General features: G+C 47.7%; 10 protein-coding genes. 4 read left to right on the top strand and 6 right to left on the bottom strand.

Features of this window, described 5'->3' with window-relative positions; all coding sequences use genetic code 11:
- Nucleotides 1–19 precede the first annotated feature (19 nt).
- From CSD97_RS09560 to CSD97_RS09545, 4 genes are all read left to right on the top strand, one after another.
- The gene (locus CSD97_RS09560) at nt 20–1390 is read left to right on the top strand and encodes a sigma-54 dependent transcriptional regulator (RefSeq protein WP_057097888.1); all 1371 of its coding nucleotides are present in this window, start codon (nt 20–22) and stop codon (nt 1388–1390) included.
- Nucleotides 1380–2687 (top strand): ATP-binding protein, encoded by a 1308-nt coding sequence (locus CSD97_RS09555; protein WP_035448591.1) that lies wholly within the window; start codon nt 1380–1382, stop codon nt 2685–2687. The genes CSD97_RS09560 and CSD97_RS09555 overlap by 11 nt, the downstream gene beginning before the upstream one ends.
- A gap of 94 nt (nt 2688–2781) precedes the next feature.
- On the top strand, nt 2782–4233 hold the full coding sequence (locus CSD97_RS09550) for a potassium/proton antiporter (protein ID WP_005827676.1): 1452 nt from the start codon (nt 2782–2784) through the stop codon (nt 4231–4233).
- 115 nt (nt 4234–4348) lie between these two features.
- A complete protein-coding gene (locus CSD97_RS09545; RefSeq protein ID WP_005837229.1) occupies nt 4349–6016 on the top strand; it encodes a long-chain fatty acid--CoA ligase in 1668 nt (555 codons plus the stop codon).
- A gap of 343 nt (nt 6017–6359) precedes the next feature.
- Here the strand turns inward: CSD97_RS09545 and CSD97_RS09540 are convergent, their stop codons facing one another.
- Genes CSD97_RS09540 through CSD97_RS09515 form a run of 6 tightly spaced genes read right to left on the bottom strand, consistent with a single transcriptional unit; the run spans nt 6360 to nt 18910 of the window.
- Complete coding sequence (locus tag CSD97_RS09540) at nt 6360–8513, bottom strand: glycoside hydrolase family 97 protein (protein ID WP_098032330.1); 2154 nt, start codon at nt 8511–8513, stop codon at nt 6360–6362.
- Between the two features lie 21 nt (nt 8514–8534).
- Nucleotides 8535–11033: a TIM-barrel domain-containing protein gene (locus tag CSD97_RS09535; RefSeq protein ID WP_005837231.1), complete on the bottom strand. Its 2499-nt coding sequence runs from the start codon at nt 11031–11033 to the stop codon at nt 8535–8537.
- A 34-nt stretch (nt 11034–11067) separates the two neighbouring features.
- A complete protein-coding gene (locus tag CSD97_RS09530; RefSeq protein WP_098032329.1) occupies nt 11068–12873 on the bottom strand; it encodes a glycoside hydrolase family 66 protein in 1806 nt (601 codons plus the stop codon).
- 13 nt (nt 12874–12886) lie between these two features.
- Nucleotides 12887–14383 carry a SusF/SusE family outer membrane protein gene (locus tag CSD97_RS09525; protein WP_016273861.1) on the bottom strand — a complete coding sequence of 499 codons (1497 nt, stop codon included), beginning with the start codon at nt 14381–14383 and terminating at the stop codon, nt 12887–12889.
- A gap of 19 nt (nt 14384–14402) precedes the next feature.
- Entirely contained in the window at nt 14403–15893 is a 1491-nt protein-coding gene (locus tag CSD97_RS09520) for a RagB/SusD family nutrient uptake outer membrane protein (protein ID WP_009038353.1), read from the bottom strand.
- A 14-nt stretch (nt 15894–15907) separates the two neighbouring features.
- Nucleotides 15908–18910: a TonB-dependent receptor gene (locus CSD97_RS09515; RefSeq protein WP_098032344.1), complete on the bottom strand. Its 3003-nt coding sequence runs from the start codon at nt 18908–18910 to the stop codon at nt 15908–15910.
- Nucleotides 18911–18960: the final 50 nt, after the last annotated feature.

Genomic DNA, 18960 nt, shown 5'->3' with positions numbered 1-18960 from the left:
CAGAAAACAGAAATAGTTTATGGCAAAAAAAAATGGAAACATCCTGATTGTCGATGATAACCGAGGCGTACTTACCGCCTTGCAGCTTTTGTTGAAGCCATATTTTGAAGGGATAATCACACTTCCCTCTCCCGTAACCCTGCCCAGCGTATTGCGGGAAAGGTCATGGCAAGTGGTTCTTCTTGACATGAACTTCACCTCGGGCATCAACACCGGCAACGAGGGACTATACTGGCTCCATAAAATAAAGAAGCAATGTCCCACCCTGCCCGTAGTGCTGTTTACCGCCTATGCCGACATTGACCTTGCCGTACGGGGAATCAAGGAAGGAGCCACAGACTTCGTCGTGAAACCCTGGAACAACCAGAAACTGGTGGAAACCTTACTGAATGCCGTATCAGCTTCTGAAACAAAATCTCCGGCCAACGGCCCAAATGCCGGACGTACGGCAGAAAGCAGCCACCTGTTTGCAGATACCCGCAACATGTATTGGGGAAACAGCCCCGCCATGCAGCAGCTCCGCCTTTTGGTGGAAAAAGTGGCCTCTACCGATGCCAATATCCTTATTACGGGCGAGAACGGTACCGGTAAAGAGATGCTGGCACGCGAAATTCACTCCCTTTCACCGCGCAACCGGCAGGAGATGGTAAGTGTGGATATGGGTGCAGTCACCGAAAGCCTTTTCGAGAGCGAACTGTTCGGCCACATGAAAGGCTCTTTCACCGATGCCCATGCCGACCGTGCCGGCAAGTTCGAAGCAGCCAGCCGCAGCACCCTCTTTCTCGATGAAATAGGCAATCTCCCCTACCATCTGCAAGCCAAACTGCTGACCGCCATCCAACGACGCAGCATTGTCCGTGTAGGCAGCAACACTCCCATTCCCGTAGACATACGGCTGATTTGCGCTACAAACCGCAATCTGCCCGAGATGGTGGCAAAAGGCGAATTCCGCGAGGACCTGCTATACCGCATCAACACGATACATCTTGAGATACCCTCGTTGCGCGAGCGGCCCGAAGACATCATCCCCCTTGCAGAACTTTTCATCGCCCGCTTCTGCAAGCAATATGACAAGCCCCCCGTCCGCCTGACGGACGGCGCTTGCGAGAAACTTACGCTCCACCCCTGGTACGGCAATATCCGCGAACTGGAACATGCCATCGAAAAAGCCATTATTATCTGTGACAACGAAACCCTTCCCGCAGAACTGTTCCAGCTGGCACGGCGAACCGGCACTCCCGAAGCAGCCGCATCCACGCTCGAAGAAATGGAAATGCAGATGATACGGAAGACGCTCGACAAATGTAGCGGAAATCTCTCTGCCGTCGCCGCACAGCTGGGTATCACCCGCCAGACGTTGTACAACAAAATGAAGAAGTATGGCCTTTAATTATTCATTCCGCGTTGCCGTCAGTCTGGCAGTAGCGCTCCTTGCAGGGGTGATGTGGACTGTGGACGTATTTTGGGGCGCGCTCTGTACTGCGCTGCTTCCCATAGCCCTGTACTGGCAGCAGAAGCTATACCGCCATCATGTGCGGAAGGTGCTTTTCATGCTCGACGCCATCGAAAACAACGACAATGCCATCCACTTCTCCGAAACGGAAAACACTGCCGACGCACGCCTCGTGAACCGTGCATTGAACCGGGTTGCCCATATACTTTATAATGTGAAAAGTGAAACAGCCCAGCAAGAAAAGTACTACGAACTCATCCTGGACTGCGTGAATACCGGTATCCTTGTCCTGAACGACAATGGTGCCGTATATCAGAAAAACAGCGAAGCCCTCCGTTTGCTGGGCCTCAATGTCTTTACCCACGTCAGTCAGCTGAACCGCGTAGACCCGCGTCTTTCGTCCCTTCTTGCCAATTGCCGCCCGGGAGACAAACTGCAAATGCCTTTCAACAACGAACGAGGCACTGTAAACATGTCTGTCCGCGTCAGCGACATCACAGTCCGTAAAGAGCATCTGCGCATCCTCGCCTTGAACGACATCAACAACGAGCTGGATGAAAAGGAAATAGATTCCTGGATTAGGCTTACCCGCGTACTGACGCACGAAATAATGAACGCCGTCACTCCCATAACCTCCCTGAGCGATACACTGCTGGGACTGACCGAGGCACAAGCCTCCAAAGAAGAAATCAGAAACGGCCTGCAGACTATCAGCAGTACGGGCAAGGGCCTGCTCTCTTTTGTGGAATCATACCGGAAATTCACCCGTATTCCCACCCCCGAACCATCCTTGTTCTACGTAAAAAGCTTTATCGAGCGGATGGTCGAACTCGCCCGTCACCAGCACCCCGATGTCCGGGTCACCTTTCATACGGACATCGCGCCAAGCGACCTTATTCTATATGCCGATGAAAACCTGGTATCACAAGTGGTCATCAACCTACTGAAAAATGCCATACAAGCCATCGAATCGGATAAAAATACAGATAAAGAAGGACATATCAACATACGTGCCTACTGCAACGAAGCGGAAGCCATACTGATAGAAATTTCCAACAACGGACCTGCCATTCCCAATGACATTGCCGAACACATATTTATCCCCTTCTTTACGACCAAAGAGGGTGGAAGCGGTATTGGATTGAGTATTTCCCGGCAAATAATGAGGCTTTCCGGCGGAAATTTATCCTTATTGCCTGGTAAAGAAACCACCTTTATTTTAAAATTCAATTGAACTATTTTAGATTTGTATTTGTTAAACACATTGCATATCTTTGTACTATTAGACATAAGAAACATCACATTTCAAACTATATAGCATAGAATTTATGATATTTACAGCAGGAAACATACTACTTATAGGTTCCATATTACTTTTCGTCAGCATCATTGTCGGCAAGACCGGCTACCGTTTCGGAGTGCCTGCGTTATTGCTTTTCCTTGTCGTCGGTATGCTGTTCGGCAGTGACGGATTGGGATTGCAGTTCCACAACGCCAAGGAAGCACAGTTCATCGGCATGGTTGCACTCAGCATCATTCTGTTCTCCGGTGGCATGGACACCAAGTTTACGGAGATAAAGCCCATATTGACTCCCGGCATTGTTTTGTCAACTGCAGGAGTGCTGCTCACGGCCCTCTTTACCGGATTATTTATCTGGTGGCTGTCCGGCATGAGCTGGACCAACATCCACCTGCCGTTGATAACCTCCCTTTTGCTTGCATCCACCATGTCATCTACCGACTCAGCCTCTGTATTCGCCATTCTGCGTTCACAAAAAATGAACCTGAAGCATAATCTGCGCCCCATGCTGGAACTGGAAAGCGGTAGTAACGACCCGATGGCATATATGCTGACAATCGTGCTGATTCAATTCATCCAGTCCTCCGGAATGGGAGTTCCCCAGATATTGGGCTCTTTTGCCATACAGTTCATTGTCGGTGCCGCAACCGGTTATTTCCTCGGAAAGCTGGCCATCCTTATGCTGAACCGGCTGAATATAGACAACCAGGCACTCTATCCTATCCTGTTGCTGTCCTTTGTATTCTTCACCTTCTCCATCACCGACCTGCTGAAAGGCAACGGTTACCTGGCCGTGTATATCGCCGGAATGATGGTAGGCAATAACAAAATCATGCACCGGAAAGAGATTTATACTTTTATGGACGGACTGACCTGGCTTTTCCAAATCATCATGTTCCTCTGCCTCGGTCTGCTTGTCAACCCCCATGAGATGCTGGAAGTTGCAGTCGTGGCATTGCTCATCGGCGTATTCATGATTGTCGTGGGACGTCCTCTCAGCGTTTTTCTCTGCCTGCTGCCTTTTGGCAAGAGAATCACCCTCAAGTCACGGCTATTCGTATCGTGGGTAGGATTACGTGGCGCAGTACCCATTATCTTTGCCACCTATCCCGTGGTGGCTAATGTGCCCGGCGCCCATGTCATCTTCAACATCGTATTTTTCATAACCATCGTCTCACTGGTCATCCAGGGTACCACAGTCTCCTGGGTAGCCCGGCTGCTTGGCCTCTCCACCCCGCTGGAAAAGACCGGAAATGATTTCGGAGTTGAACTGCCCGAAGAGATTGACTCCAACTTGCACGACATGACCATTACACAAGAAATGCTGGAGCAGGCAGACACCCTGAAAGACATGAACCTGCCCAAAGGCACACTGGTGATGATTGTAAAACGTGGCGATGAGTACCTCATTCCGAACGGAACATTAAAACTTCATGCCGGTGACAAGCTGCTTCTTATTTCGGAAAATAGCAAGGAATAAGAATTACAGATAAGTTTCTATCCGTTCCAGGGTAAGAAAAAAGTGGAAACTATTTGCTTTGCATCACTATAAGACCTATCTTTGCGCAGTTTTAACTAAAGTGTGCAACAGCTGAATGGAACAAGAACAAGGGTTCATCGATTATATAGAACAAAGCATTATTAAAAACTGGGATCGCAACGCCCTGACAGACTACAAAGGAATTACACTGCAATACAAAGATGTAGCACGGAAAATAGCCAAATTCCATATCGTATTGGAAAGCGCCGGCATCAGGCCCGGTGACAAGATTGCCGTTTGCGGACGTAACAGTGCACATTGGGCAGTCGCTTTTCTGGCGACGGTTACCTATGGAGCTGTCATTGTTCCCATTCTGCATGAGTTCAAGGCCGACAATATCCACAACATCGTCAACCATTCCGAAGCCAAGCTGCTGTTTGTCGGCGACCGGGCATGGGAAAACCTCAATGAAGAGGCAATGCCCCTGCTGATGGGTATCGTACTGCTGACGGACTTCACTCCGGTAGTTTGCCGCAACGAGCAGCTGATGGAGGCTTTCGAACATCGCAACGTCCTCTATGGCACACGTTTCCCCAAGAATTTCCGCCCCGAGCATATCAGCTACCGCAAGGAGGAATCACCCGAAGAACTGGCTGTCATCAACTATACTTCGGGCACCACGGGATATTCCAAAGGGGTCATGCTCCCCTATCGCAGCCTTTGGTCCAATGTTGCATATTGCCATGAGATGCTCCCCGTACGTCCGGGCGACCATATTGTATCCATGCTGCCTCTGGGACATGTATTTGGTATGGTGTACGATTTTCTATACGGTTTTTCCGCAGGCGCCCATCTGTATTTCCTTACCCGTATGCCGTCTCCCAAGATTATTGCACAGTCATTCTCCGAAATCAGGCCACGGATCATTTCGTGTGTACCGCTTATCGTAGAAAAGATTATCAAGAAGGATATCCTGCCCCGGATAGACAATAAAATAGGCAAGCTGCTATTGCGGATGCCCATTGTCAACGATAAAATCAAGGCTGACATGCGCAAAAAGGCAATGGAAGTATTCGGCAGTAATTTCGATGAAATAATCATCGGAGGAGCACCGTTCAATGCCGAAGTGGAACGCTTCCTGAAGCAGATAGGCTTCCCCTATACCATTGCATACGGAATGACGGAATGCGGCCCCATCATTTGTTCCAGCCGCTGGGAAACATTGAAACTGGCCTCTTGTGGCAAGGCAACCACCCGCATGGAAGTAAAGATAGACTCTCCCGACCCTCAGAACGTGGCAGGAGAAATAATCTGTAAAGGTGCCAATCTGATGCTGGGCTATTACAAAAATGCCGAAGCGACTTCCCAAATCATCGATGTAAACGGCTGGCTGCACACCGGTGACCTTGCAACGATGGATACCGAAGGATATGTCACTGTCCGCGGACGCAGTAAGAACATGTTGCTCACAGCCAGTGGCCAGAACATCTACCCCGAGGAGATTGAAAGCAAACTGAACAACATGCCCTATGTGTCCGAATCACTTATCGTATTGCAGAACGATAAGCTCGTGGCTCTTATCTATCCGGATTTTGACGATGCATTCGCCCATGGTATGGAACAATCGGACATCGAAAAGGTTATGGAGGACAATCGGAATGAATTGAATCTGCAATTACCGGCCTACTGCCAGATAACAAAAGTCAAGATACACTTCGAGGAGTTCGAGAAAACGGCAAAGAAGAGCATTAAAAGATTTATGTATCAAGAAGTAAAAGGGTAAGGGGAATGTGTCAAAACCTTCTTTAACGCTTTATTTTAGGCGCGGATGACGCAGATTTCACGGATTTAGTTTATTGAATCCGCATTATTCCGCGTAATCCGCGCCTAATATTATAACATTATAAAAGTCTTCATGTGCTTTTGACACATTCGCATCCTTTTTGTTAACAAAAATAGAAGCAAAGGAATAAACGGCTAATAAGTGTTATAAAACATACTTTTTTAGTTGGATAATTTGCAGATTTATCAAAAGTACGTATCTTTGCAATGTGTTTTTCATAGTATTAGATTTAAGGTTAACAAAGGTTGGAGTACAGCGGTACTCCTTTTTTTATGCCCGTAAATCAGATATTCCCGGAAAGCCTCTTCAGTCCCTTCAATACAGATTTATCTTTCACCTCCATGATGCTGATGGCATAGCCACCACCGGAAGCAGCTTTCAGTTTCAAGACCGTTTTGGGAGAAACGATACCTTTACGGATAACATAAGCTTGCGGATTTGTTTTATAATCGGCATCTTTTGCATCGGCATAGACGGTTGCAATATACTGCTTGTCTGCATCCAGGAAGTCCAGTTTCAGAGTTGAAGCATGTCCGTGCTCACTGCTGGTACAACCGATAAACCAGTCATTCGTACCTTTTGCCTTACGGGCAACAGTGATGTAACGTCCCGGCTCAGCTTCCAGATAGCAGCTGTCGTCCCAATCCACAGCCACATCTTTGATGAACTGGAAAGCATCCATGAAACGCTCATAATTCTCAGGAAGGTCGGCAGCCATTTGTAGAGGGCTGTACATAGTGACATAAAGTGCCAGCTGACGCGTCAAGGTAGTATTGGCATGCGTATGGCTGTTCGGATTCAACTTATTGATGTCCATTTCAAAGATACCGGGCGTATAGTCCATCGGACCACCCTGCAAACGGGTAAACGGAAGTACCGTTGTGTGGAAGGGCTTGTTACCAGCAAAAGCCTCGTACTCCGTGCCTCGGGCAGATTCATTGCCTATCAGATTGGGATAGGTACGGCATAAACCAGTCGGACGTACCGCTTCATGGGCATTGACCATTATCTTGTGTTTGGCAGCTTCGGTCACGGCGTATAGGTAATGGTTGTTCATCCATTGTCCATAGTGATGCTCGCCACGGGGAATCATATTGCCTACGTAGCCACTCTTTACCGAATTATATCCATATTTATTCATCAGACGGTAGGCAGCTTCCATGTGCCGCTCATAGTTACGGACGGAAGCCGATGTTTCATGGTGCATCATCAGACGGACACCCTTGGAATGAGCATATTCATTCAGATACTTGATGTCAAAATCGGGATAAGGAGTCACGAAATCGAAAACATAATCCTTGGAATTACCGAACCAGTCTTCCCAACCCGTATTCCAACCCTCCACCAATACCTGGTCAAAACCGTGTTCGGCAGCAAAGTCTATGTACTTCTTCACATTAGCCGTGTTGGCCGGATGAATGCCGTTCGGTTTCACCTTGGAATAGTCCGTATCATCCAGTTTCACAGAAGGGAGGTCAAAAGTATATGCCCAGGGCTTTCCCCCTGCAATCATTTCCCACCATACGCCGACATATTTCACCGGCTTAATCCAGGAGGTATCATCATACTTGCAAGGCTCATTCAGATTGAGAATCAAATTGGAGGCCAGTATCTCGCGGGCATCATCACTGACTATGACCGTACGCCAGGGAGTATGGCAGGGAGACTGCATATACCCTTTATTTCCTTGGGCATCCGGAGTCAGCCAGGATTCAAAAACGAGGTTCTTGTCATCCAGGTTGAGATGCATGCAAGAGTAGTCTACCAAGGCTGCCTCGTGCAGGTTAAGGTACACTCCATCAGCTGTTTTAAGCTGTATGGAAGTCTGGACACCCGTCGGCGAAAAGACAGTTTGTGACGCATTGTCACTCACAGCTCCCTGCAGCAGTCCACGGATTTCAGAGAGTTTGGACTCCGTGTAATCATATTCCTGGGTATCATAATCTCCCGGAATCCACCAGGCAGTATGGTCGCCGGTCATGGCAAACCGGGAATGCTCTTCCTTTATCACAAAATAAACCAGATTCTTCTGTTGCGGAAACTCATAACGGAATCCCACGCCGTCATCATATACCCGAAAACGGATATTCATAAAACGAGTGGTAGACGGTTGTTCAAGTTCTACCAGCAATTCGTTGTAGTGGTTGCGGATATCTTTTGTTTCCCCCCACACCGGTTGCCAGGTTTCATCGAAAGTGGAAGTAGAAGTCCTTACTACTTTGAAACCATCCATCAGGCTGGTAGCTCCTTTCAGTTCCAATCCCAACGTACTGGGATTGATGACAGGAGCCCCTTTATAATCCACCTGATAGGCTGGTCTCCCGTCTTTTGTCAGTTCAAAATCCAGCTTCACCATGCCCGAAGGGGATGAAATGCCTTCAGCATTCCCCGCCAGGGCAGAAAAAAGCAAAGCCGCGCTAAGTACAAATTTCTTCATAATAATGATATGTTTTTTGTGTTAATAGATAAACTCAATGATATGTTCCTTTCCATCATCCGGCAACCTCAGCAGGCAAGTCCCCAGCTTCTTGTCAGGACACCAGGCAGTTATCGTAAACTCTGTCTCCCGATTTTCTTCCAGCTTTCCGACATTCGTTTTCTTGATTTTCTGACCGTCCAGCAAAGCTGTTTTCGGCATCTGTTCCGTATAGATGCAGAACATCAGGTTTCGTTGGCCGGGTAAGCTATATTTCTCACCGGTCCGTGTACCTACTTTCAGCGTATAGCCTTTGTCGGTAGTCTGGCAAGTAATAGGAGTGCGCATGAACTCTCCACGCAAATATCCTAAATCAGTTCCTGCATCTTCATAAAGCGAGAAGGTAGTTTCACTGCCCGCTGCAGCAGGAAATATCTCAAACGTAACCGGATAGACCGGTTTCTCATCCGTATAGTTCATGACCGGCATTTGAGGTATGATACTTCCCTGCTTTACAAACATAGGAATAGTATTGAGGGGAGCATCCACCGTCATCCATTGCTCACCGCTATATGCTGTGTGTTTGTTGTTGTAGTCAATCCAAGTTCCTTCAGGAAGATACACATTCTTGTTTCGCGCTCCTTTCTTCACCACCGGAGCAACCAGCAGTTCGCTGCCAAACATGAACTGGGCATCCGTAGAGAACGTTTCCATATCTGCCGGATATTCCAGAAACATCGGTCGCATGAGAGGCAACCCCGTTTCGTGTGCTTCGCGGGCATACGTATAGATATAAGGCAAAAGACGATACTTCAATTCGATGGCTGCCTTGGCATTCTTCTCGGCCTCTTCGCCGAACAGCCACGGCTCCACAGCCACGTTGCCCTCATGATGAATGCGGCTCAGGGGATTGAAAGCGCCCATCTGTATCCACCGCGTATAAAGTTCAGCCATCGCAGGATAATCCTCTATATCTCCGCAATAACCGGTAATGTCACAAGTAGTAAAAGGAATAATTCCCAAACCGGCAGACAACAGTACCGGAATCTGATTGGCCATCTGTCCCCAACCCTGCGTCACGTCATCACCGTTTCCACAGTCACCGGTCCAGCCGAAAGTATAGCGTTGCAAGCCCGCAAAAGCGGCACGTGTCATCTGGAATACGCGACGGTCAGGATTCCTTTTCTCAAACTGCTCCTTCACCACTTTATCCCACGTAAGGCCATAAACATTGTGAATCTCATCATGCATGCCCAAATGGTGTTTCATCACCAGGCGTTCCGTCTGCTCCTCATTGCTCCAGGCAGGTTCACCCATATCAGTCCAGAAACCGGCAATACCATCATCAATGGGCTTCTGCTGATAAGCTCCCCACCAGTCTGCCACAGCAGGAAGGGTGAAGTCCACTACGCCACAATTACCGCCCCAGGGCCAGGGCATGTCATAACTCCTGCCGTTGGTGGAGTCCTTTACCAGATACCCTAACCTATCGGCTTCCTCCCATTGCCGCTTATTGGCTTGTGAAATGACCGGATCTTGCGAAACCACCACCTTGAAGCCCATATCCTTGAGGTCTGCAAGCATCTTTTTCGGATTCTCGTAGTTCCCTTTCCGCCACTCAAAATCCTGCAAATACTGTGTCCAGCCTATGTCCTGGTAAATAACATCACAAGGAATTCCGCGCTTACGATAGCCTTCAGCTATTTCATAAGACAATTTCTCGCTCGTCAGCAGTCCCCGGCATTGTGCAAAGCCCAATGCCCATTTAGGAGGCATTATGGGTTTTCCCGTCAGGTCGACATATTGTTTCATGATTTCCTTATAATCCTTCCCGAAGATGAAATAATAAATCATCTCTCCCCCAGGAGCCTCGAAACTGTAGTAATCGCGGCTTTCCGTACCAAACTTAAATTCGGTCTTATACGTATTGTCCAGGAAAATACCATAACGATAACTGCTCATAAAGAACGGAATACTCTTGTAGAGCGGGTCCTCAACGGTACTATAACAAGGCTTGTCACTGTTCCACATCTTGTAGGCTTCGCCGCGACGGTCCAGCTTGCCGGTCTTTTCTCCCAAGCCGAAGAAGTGTTCGTCACGACGGAGGGTCTTGTATTCCAATTTGCGCTGCCCGTTACTGATATGCCCCTTATCGGCATAATCACTGAACAGCAGTTTCTGATACTTGTCGAATATCTGTAAGTTAAACGGAGACTTGTTTACCCGGATACGGAGTTTAGGGGTAAAAATCTCGTAGCAGGCATTCTGTTCGTCCACATGGACGGTACCGACATCCTCCAGGTCCTCATTGACGACGGCAAAGGAAGGATTATTCCGCTGGAAACTACCGTCGGGAGAAAACCATATACGTACCGTAGACTGACTACACAGACGTAATTGTATGGCAGAACTGTCATTTAAATAGAAGGTCACACTCCGGTCGTCACTGGTATAGGAAGTGCAGTCTCCGGTGCGGTTCTGTGCATTCGCATATACTGAAAATGCACAGACGGCAAAAAATAAAAATATATATTTCTTCATTACTATAATTTGTTTGTTCCTTTATTGGATATTCTTATTCCATCACAAGCATGCTCCAGTACTTCAGCAAGGGCAAGGTAAAGGTAACCGTGCCGTCCTTCTGTTCGAATGCCAGTTCCTGCGAAGCACCGGCATGGAAATCGGGCGATGCAACCCATATCTTGTTCACTTTACCGGAAACATTCATCTTCAACGGCACGTCGGACACCAGACGCGGTTCGGGCATTGTTCCGTTCAGATCCCTCCAGCTTAAGTTATCCGCATTGAGGAAGTTGAGCAGATGAATGACTTGCCTGCCATTTACATTCTTGGCATATACAGTGATGGCAGACTTCTGCGGCGGCCATGCATTCAGAGAAAGATTCCGCGCAGCATCCGTACAGTTCAGAGAAACGGAAATCTCCGCCTCCGTATCTTTATCACGAAGCAGGTTCTGATAAGCCGTCATAAAGTCATAATAACGAATCATGGCTATTTTCAGTACATCGTTCATCTGCAAAGCCGTGCTTGGAAAGTACTCGCGGCATAGCATGTGGTCACCCAATTCCAAATGAGAGCCTCCCAAAGCAAATATCACAGCATCCGTCAGCAGCACACCCGGTGTATTGAACTCACCGGTACCGCTACCTGCCTTGTCATAGTTCATATATGCGGCAAACACCGTTTTCAAGGCATGGTTGCCATACTGGTCGTTCGCTTTGATAATGGTGTGCAGATCCTTGAAGCCTGCCTCATCGCCCCATACTTCATTATAAAGGAAATCCACTTTACCCGTACCAGCTATCTGGGAAGCTCCATAGCTGGAGACGGCATTCATCACCAAACGCTTGTCCGGATGCTTCTGTTTCATGGCTTCGATGAACGAGGCATATCCCTTAGGCAGATTTACCTTATTGCCATCATAGTCATAGCGGTCACCCCGGTTTCCCAGTTGGTCTATCTGATAACCGTCAAAGTCCAGATTGGCATAAACATCATCGTTTTTCTGGGCAATATATGCCTGCCATTCCGTATTGGCGGGATTGAGCAGGAAGATATTACTTTTCCAACTGGAGGGCAAGTCATGCGAATCCTTATCCATGCGTCCCGTGTTCTTGAATATGTACCATTCTTCCTTTACCCCGTCGGAAACGGCATCGTCCAAAGCTCCGAAACATAGATTGTAAAACATGGACTTCATGCCCAGGCTGTGTTGTGTAGAGATATACTTCTCCACTACCTCGGTATAGACCTCCCGGTTGGCAATGTCCTTATAGACCTCGTCCAGATGCTCACGCGTACCGCCCAACGGCCAATGATGCTTGTTGTGCCAATCCTGAAACTGTACTCCGTTAATGTGGCAACGGTTCAGGAAAGCCATCTCCTTCTCTATCACTCCATCCATCTTTTTCGAAGCATCAAAAGTGGCAACGAAACCATAACGTGGAAAACGTGTCCAGTCACTGGATACATCTACGGCAATAGTACCAAGAATAACCTCTGTTCCATTCTCTTTCGTACGGTACACATCCACCAGATAACCGGTATAATCGGTTGCCGGAGCAGTCCAAGTCCAAGTAGTACCGGCAGCAGCCTGCTCCGATACAACCTTGTCCATTGTCCGGTAGCGGATTTTAGCTCCGGCAGGAAGGGCGTCAGCTGTAAAAGAAACACTCTCGCCCGGCCGGTAACATGCCTTGTCGGTAGTGAGGTTGACCGTCAAGTCCGAGGTGACTGGGGTTACTTCCGTAACCCCTCCACTCTCTCCGCCTCCACCGGTACCGCTGCCGGTATCATCACTCTCCTTGCTGCATGCAACCAGCAGCAAGGCTACCAGTGTTGTATAAACTATCTTCTTCATCTATTGTAGATACCTATTGTTTCACGATTGAAATTGTCTCTTCCAGCTGATTCAAAGTAATCAGATAGGAACCTGCTGTCGTAATCTTCCACTTCTGGTCGATGCCGCCTACCATCACGTCCAGATATTGCGCTTTGAACGCTTCGTCTGATTTATCAAGGAAAAGCATCGGTTCTGTTTCTCCTGCAGGCTGTTTGTCTGCTACAGCCGGCATGAACCAGGCTCCATTCCAATCTTCCTGCTTATCACAAGTAAATTTCAACTCACCGGCATTCAGCGTACCTTTCCAAGTAAACACATACGGATTATCCGTTGTCTGCATCGGCGTAGCATCACCAATCGTCCAACCGGCCGGAGTAGCATCACCTACCATATAAATCATCTCATACGGAGTAAATTCGCTCATCATCATGCGTTCCTTACCACTACGGATATCCATGCAAATCTTGTAGGCCTTGCCGCATTCCCCGTCTTTCAGCACCCATTTATTGTCCGGGTCGAACCCTTTCACAAACACCACTTCTGTATCGGTATAAGCAGCATCGGCATTCTTGGCCTTATACATGTTCTCCCAACTTCCATCGGAGGTTCCGAACTTGAATTCCCCTCCTTTGCCCACTTCAAAGAACTTGCCGAAGCGGAACAAGTATGGGTCGAGCACATCTTGTTTCATCTTCACGAATCCCCAATCCGTAGCGTTACCCACAAAATAAAGCTGGTCGTAGGCAGGTGCCAACGTCTCTGTCTGGGTCAATGTAAGAACACCGGTAAACAGATTGGCCTCGACGATGTAATTATGGTCTTCTTCGACAACAAAAGGTTCATCCGGCTGGTCATCACTGCTACGAAGAACCAGCAATCCATCTGTTCCTTTGTTGTAAGAGGGCAGGAATGAGCCTAAGGTCGTGATGAACTTAAATTCACCGGCCACAAGCCGGCCCGTCCATGTAAAGATACCATTGTCCTTGCGGGTCATCTCTGTCGCATCATCGGCACTCCAGCCGCCCGGAGTGGCACTACCTATCAGATAAAGGGTGGATGTGAGCGGTTTATAGGCTGTAACACTGAAAGCAGTGGTAGACACCTGTTTTTCGTCCCGTTCCGTTACAGTAGCTGTCAAGCGCGCTTCCAACGAAATGTTCTCCCCGGCAGTTGCCCCAAAATGGTTGCGCAGGATGTCATTCAATTCCTCCACGCTCTTTTTCCATGAGTATTCTTGTACGGCATTCTCCACAGCTACATAAGAATCTGCAAAATCACTGCCGGTCTTGGCCAATTCCAGCGTATAAGAAATTTTATTACCCGTCCCATAATTGGTTCCCGTAGTCCAGGAAAGCTCCAGGGCATCATCGGCATGTGCCTGCTCATTCAAAACAACTTCCGTCTTGCTGGCCGTCAGTACAAGTTCATTCTGTCCTTTATCCAATTCCATGTAATCATCATCTACACAAGCAGATAAGGCTGCACAGCCCAGTAAGGCAAATACAAGGTGTGAAATATATTTCTTCATATTCTTCTGATTAAATTAATTAATAACCCGGGTTCTGCACCATTAAGGTATTAGCATCCATCTCCGTCTGCGGAATAGGGAACAGCAAGCGGTTCTTGTTCACGTTGCTCTTTCCAATGGAATGCAGGAATTTAATGGCATACTCTCCATTGTTGACACGAATCATGTCGAACCAGCGATGCCCTTCGAAAGCTAGTTCCATGCGGCGCTCATGGATAATCTTTTCACGCATGGTTTCCTGTGACAAGCCCGAAACCTCCGGCAGTCCGGCACGCTTACGTACAATATTCAAAGGCACGGCAGCCTGGTCAGGGCGTCCCATTTCATTCAAAGCTTCGGCCTTCTTCAGCAGGACGTCCGCATAACGATAAATCACGAAGTTGGCAGGATTGGTATTGTATTCCGGAGAAACCGTTTTCGACACCAGAAACTTGCGTACATTGTATCCCGTATTGGAATAAGAGCTTTTGTAAGCCTTACCGTCAAAATCCGGACATCCGGCATAAAGCACGGTCAAATCCTTACGTTTGTCACCGCTCTCATATTGACCCACAAATTCTTCTGTAGGCTGGTTCCAGCCATAACTGCCGGCAACAAAGTCCGAATTACGGGGACCCATGAAAGTAGAAAGCCAGGAAGACTGCGGATTGTTTCCCCAAAAATCATATTCCGTATTGCCCGAATACTGGACCTCGAACAAAGATTCCGGCCCGTTATTGACCAATGCATCGAAATTGTCCTCATACTTGCAGGAAGAAAGGTCATACCCCAAATTTGTTATCTCATCACACAAATCAGACACCTCCTGATAATATTCCGTATGATTAGGAGCCAGCGTCAGATAAATATCTGCCAACATGGCCAAAGCTGCATCTTTGCAGGCACGTCCCACGTTCTCGTCGTCGTAAGAAGACTTGGCAGGAAGCAGGTCAACCGCATTCTTACAATCGGAAATTATCTGGGCATAAGTCTCTTCGACTGTAGCGCGTGCAATGTCTGTCGGTTCTCCCGGATTATAAGGAGCCAAACGCAGTGGAACACCACCGTACAGACGTACCAATACATAGTAATAATGTGCACGGAGAAAATAAGCCTCTCCCAGACAGCGGTTCTTGATTTTCTCTGACACGGCTTCAGCCTCCAGAAGACTATTCAACACAATGTTGCATTGTCCTATCCCCACCCAGGGAGAACGCCACATGTACAATGCCATGCCATTGTCGCTCTGCGTTATGAAGTTAGAAGCTTGTATCGTTTCAAGGCCGTCGGTACCGCCACCGGCACCCACCAGACTGTTACCCGCCACAATATCCAGTGTCCAGATACGCTGGTTGTACATATTGGAAGACTGAAGGGTGCGATAGCAGGCATTGGTCAGAGCAATGGCCACATCATCGGTCACCGTCGTTTCCGGGTCAACCGTATTTTTAGGAGACTTGTCCAGAAAGTCGCTGCAGGAAGCCAGCAGCAATACTGCCAGCATATATAGTAAATTTGTTATCTTTTTCATATCCGAGTCAATCATTAAAAGTTAAAGTTTAATCCTAAGCTGAACGTACGGGAAATGGGGTAACGGTTCTGGTCTATTCCGTTAATACCCACTTCAGGGTCGAAACCGGAATATCCGGTGATGGTAGCCACATTCTCACAAGATAGGGAAAGGCGTGCATTCTCAATCTGGGCTTTCTGTAACCACTGCTTCGGGAAAGTGTATGAAAGTGTGATATTCTTCAAACGCAGATAAGAACCATTCTCCACAAAGCGGTCCGACACGCGTGTATTCTGATTGGGGTCGCCGAACACGGCACGCGGCATCGAATTGCTGGTCCCCTCTCCTTGCCAACGCTTCAGTACGTCGGTAGTCTGGTTATAGGCAGCTGCCATACCGGTATTGTCGATATTGTTGGCATTGTATATCTTATTTCCGGCTATACCTTGTAAGAAAACAGAAAGTTCGAAACCCTTATAGGAAAGGCTATTGTTCATGGAGAACAGCCAACTTGGGTTCGGGTTACCGATGACGGTACGGTCACTATCATTGATGACACCATCGTTGTTCAAATCCCTGAAACGGATATCACCCGGCTCAGCTCCCGGCTGCACGGCATGTGTATTCACTTCAGACTGGTTCTGGAAGATTCCGTCCGTAACATAGCCGTAGAAGACATTAATGGGATAGTCCTTTGTCAGCATCGTTACATAGGAGTTATTGATTTGGTTAATGTAATAAGGAACGTCGCTGTTCAAATCCTTAATTTTATTCTTGTTGTAAGTGGCGGTCAGGTTCGTTTCCCATCCCAGTTCACCGGTAAGATTGATGGTATGCAGACTCATTTCAATACCTTGATTACGTACTTTTCCGGCATTGGTATACGTGGTTGTAGTATCTTCAAATCCCGATGTGATGGGGATAGACGCCTTTACCAGCATGTCTCTCGTCTCCTTCAGATAAGCATCGAACGAGAACATAACGCGTGAATTGAACAGTGAGGCATCAAAACCGATGTTGGTTTGTGCCACCTCTTCCCAATGGATATACGGGTTGGCGAGAGTAGAAGAAACCAGCGCTGTCTGATTGCCGCTCGAAATGCCGAAAGGATATACACTGGTATTGTAGGATGCCAGATAGCTGTAGTTTCCAACACTTGCCTGGCTACCGGTCACACCGTATCCCGCACGCACTTTCAGGTCATTGATATAGTCGTTTTTTGGAAACCACTTTTCCTGAGAGGCACGCCATGCCACAGATACGGAAGGGAAAGTACCCCAGCGATGTTTCTTACCGAAACGGCTGGAACCGTCACGACGAATGGTTGCAGTCAGCAAATAGCGGTCTTCGTAAGAGTAGTTGACACGTGCCATGTAAGAGAGCAATGCCCACTCTGTCTCGTTTCCACCGATGGCATACATTTCCTCGCCATTATCCATTTCGTGCACATTGTCGAACATAAACACATTCTTCTGCGCATTCAGGTAGTCGTTGGTGTTCCATTGGGCAGACATACCGGCCATCAATCCCACACGATGTTTTTCTGCAAAAGTATGGTCGAATAGGAAATAGTTGTCCCACAAATAAGTGAACGACTTGTTATCGCTCTTATAACGTGAAGTCTCCTCTGTGGGAGTGGGTTTCCAGTTATACTTGGGGGTAAAGTTGTCTATGAACCAGAATTTGGCATCATAGCCGAAAGTACTTTTAAACTTAAGCCATTTGGTAAAAGTAAGTTCTGCCGTCAGGTTGGCCAGGAAGTTATATCCATCAGTCTGACTCTTGTTCAGTTCCGTCGGTCCAATGGGGTTGCGCGTGCTGCCATACCATTCCGAGTTACCATCAGGACCACTCCAACTGCCATCTTCATTCTTCACCGGATAAATGGGGAGCGCTTTCAGCGCATCACCTATATTATAGCTGCCCGACTTCTTCGTATCGGCACTGAACGTAATGTTATTGGAGAACTTCAACCATTTCAAGACTTGCGCATCACTGTTGGACTGGAATGTGAAGCGACGGTAATTCACACTCTTCACGATACCGGACTGATCCAGAAAACCACCGGACACATAATAATGGGATTTCTCGTTACCGCCGGAATAACTTACCGTATAGTTCTGCATCACACCCGTACGGAGCAATTCATCCATCCAGTCGGTACCTGCACCCAATTCAGAAGGATTGGCCCATTCCGGATTAGGATTGCGTCCACTGTTCACCATCATGTCATTACTCAACTCGGCATACTGCGCCGCGTTCAATAAAGAAGGTACGTTCGTAGCATTCTGGAAAGAGTAATTGGCAGATACAGCAAGTTTTCCTTTTCCTTCCGTACCGCGTTTGGTGGTAATCATCACAACTCCATTAGCTCCCCGGGAACCGTAGATGGCTGTGGCCGAAGCATCCTTCAATACATCCAAACGTTCCACATCGGCCATATTTAAGGAAGACAAGCCCAAGTCGGTAGGCACTCCGTCAATCACGACCAGCGGGTCGCAGTTGTTGATAGAACCCAAACCACGAATCTTGATGGATACATTGTCTCCCGGTTTACCGGCATCTACAATCTGCACACCTGAGATTTTTCCCTGGATGGCTTGTCCCAAATTGGATACGGGGGAATCCTTGATATCCTTGTTACCGATGGAGGACACTGCTCCTGTAAGGTCGCTTTTCTTCATGGTGCCATACCCTATCACCACCACTTCATCCAGCATTTCGGCATCTTCAGACAAAACTACCTGAAGCTGTTTCTGTCCCTTCACCTGCACCTCTTGAGTCTTATAGCCTACAAATGAAACGACAAGAGTACCGTTCGGAGACATGTTCAAAGAGAAATCACCGTCAATACCGGTTATTGTCCCATTTGTGGTTCCTTTTTCCATTACACTGGCGCCAATAACCGTTTCACCGGTCTGGTCTTTCACTACACCTTGTACTGTAATTTGCTGTGCGAACATGCACATCGGAAGTAACATTCCTATCAGACAAACCATCATCCGTAGCCTGCTGATTGGCATTTTGTACTTTTGCATAATATAAGAATTTAAAGTTAATAATAAAAACATAAATCACATGTGTCACT

This window comes from Bacteroides sp. AR29 (assembly GCF_900217715.1).
In the GTDB taxonomy this organism is placed as follows: domain Bacteria; phylum Bacteroidota; class Bacteroidia; order Bacteroidales; family Bacteroidaceae; genus Bacteroides; species Bacteroides uniformis.
The sequence above is the reverse complement of the archived record's forward strand: the minus strand, read 5'-3'. Positions and strand labels throughout refer to the sequence as shown.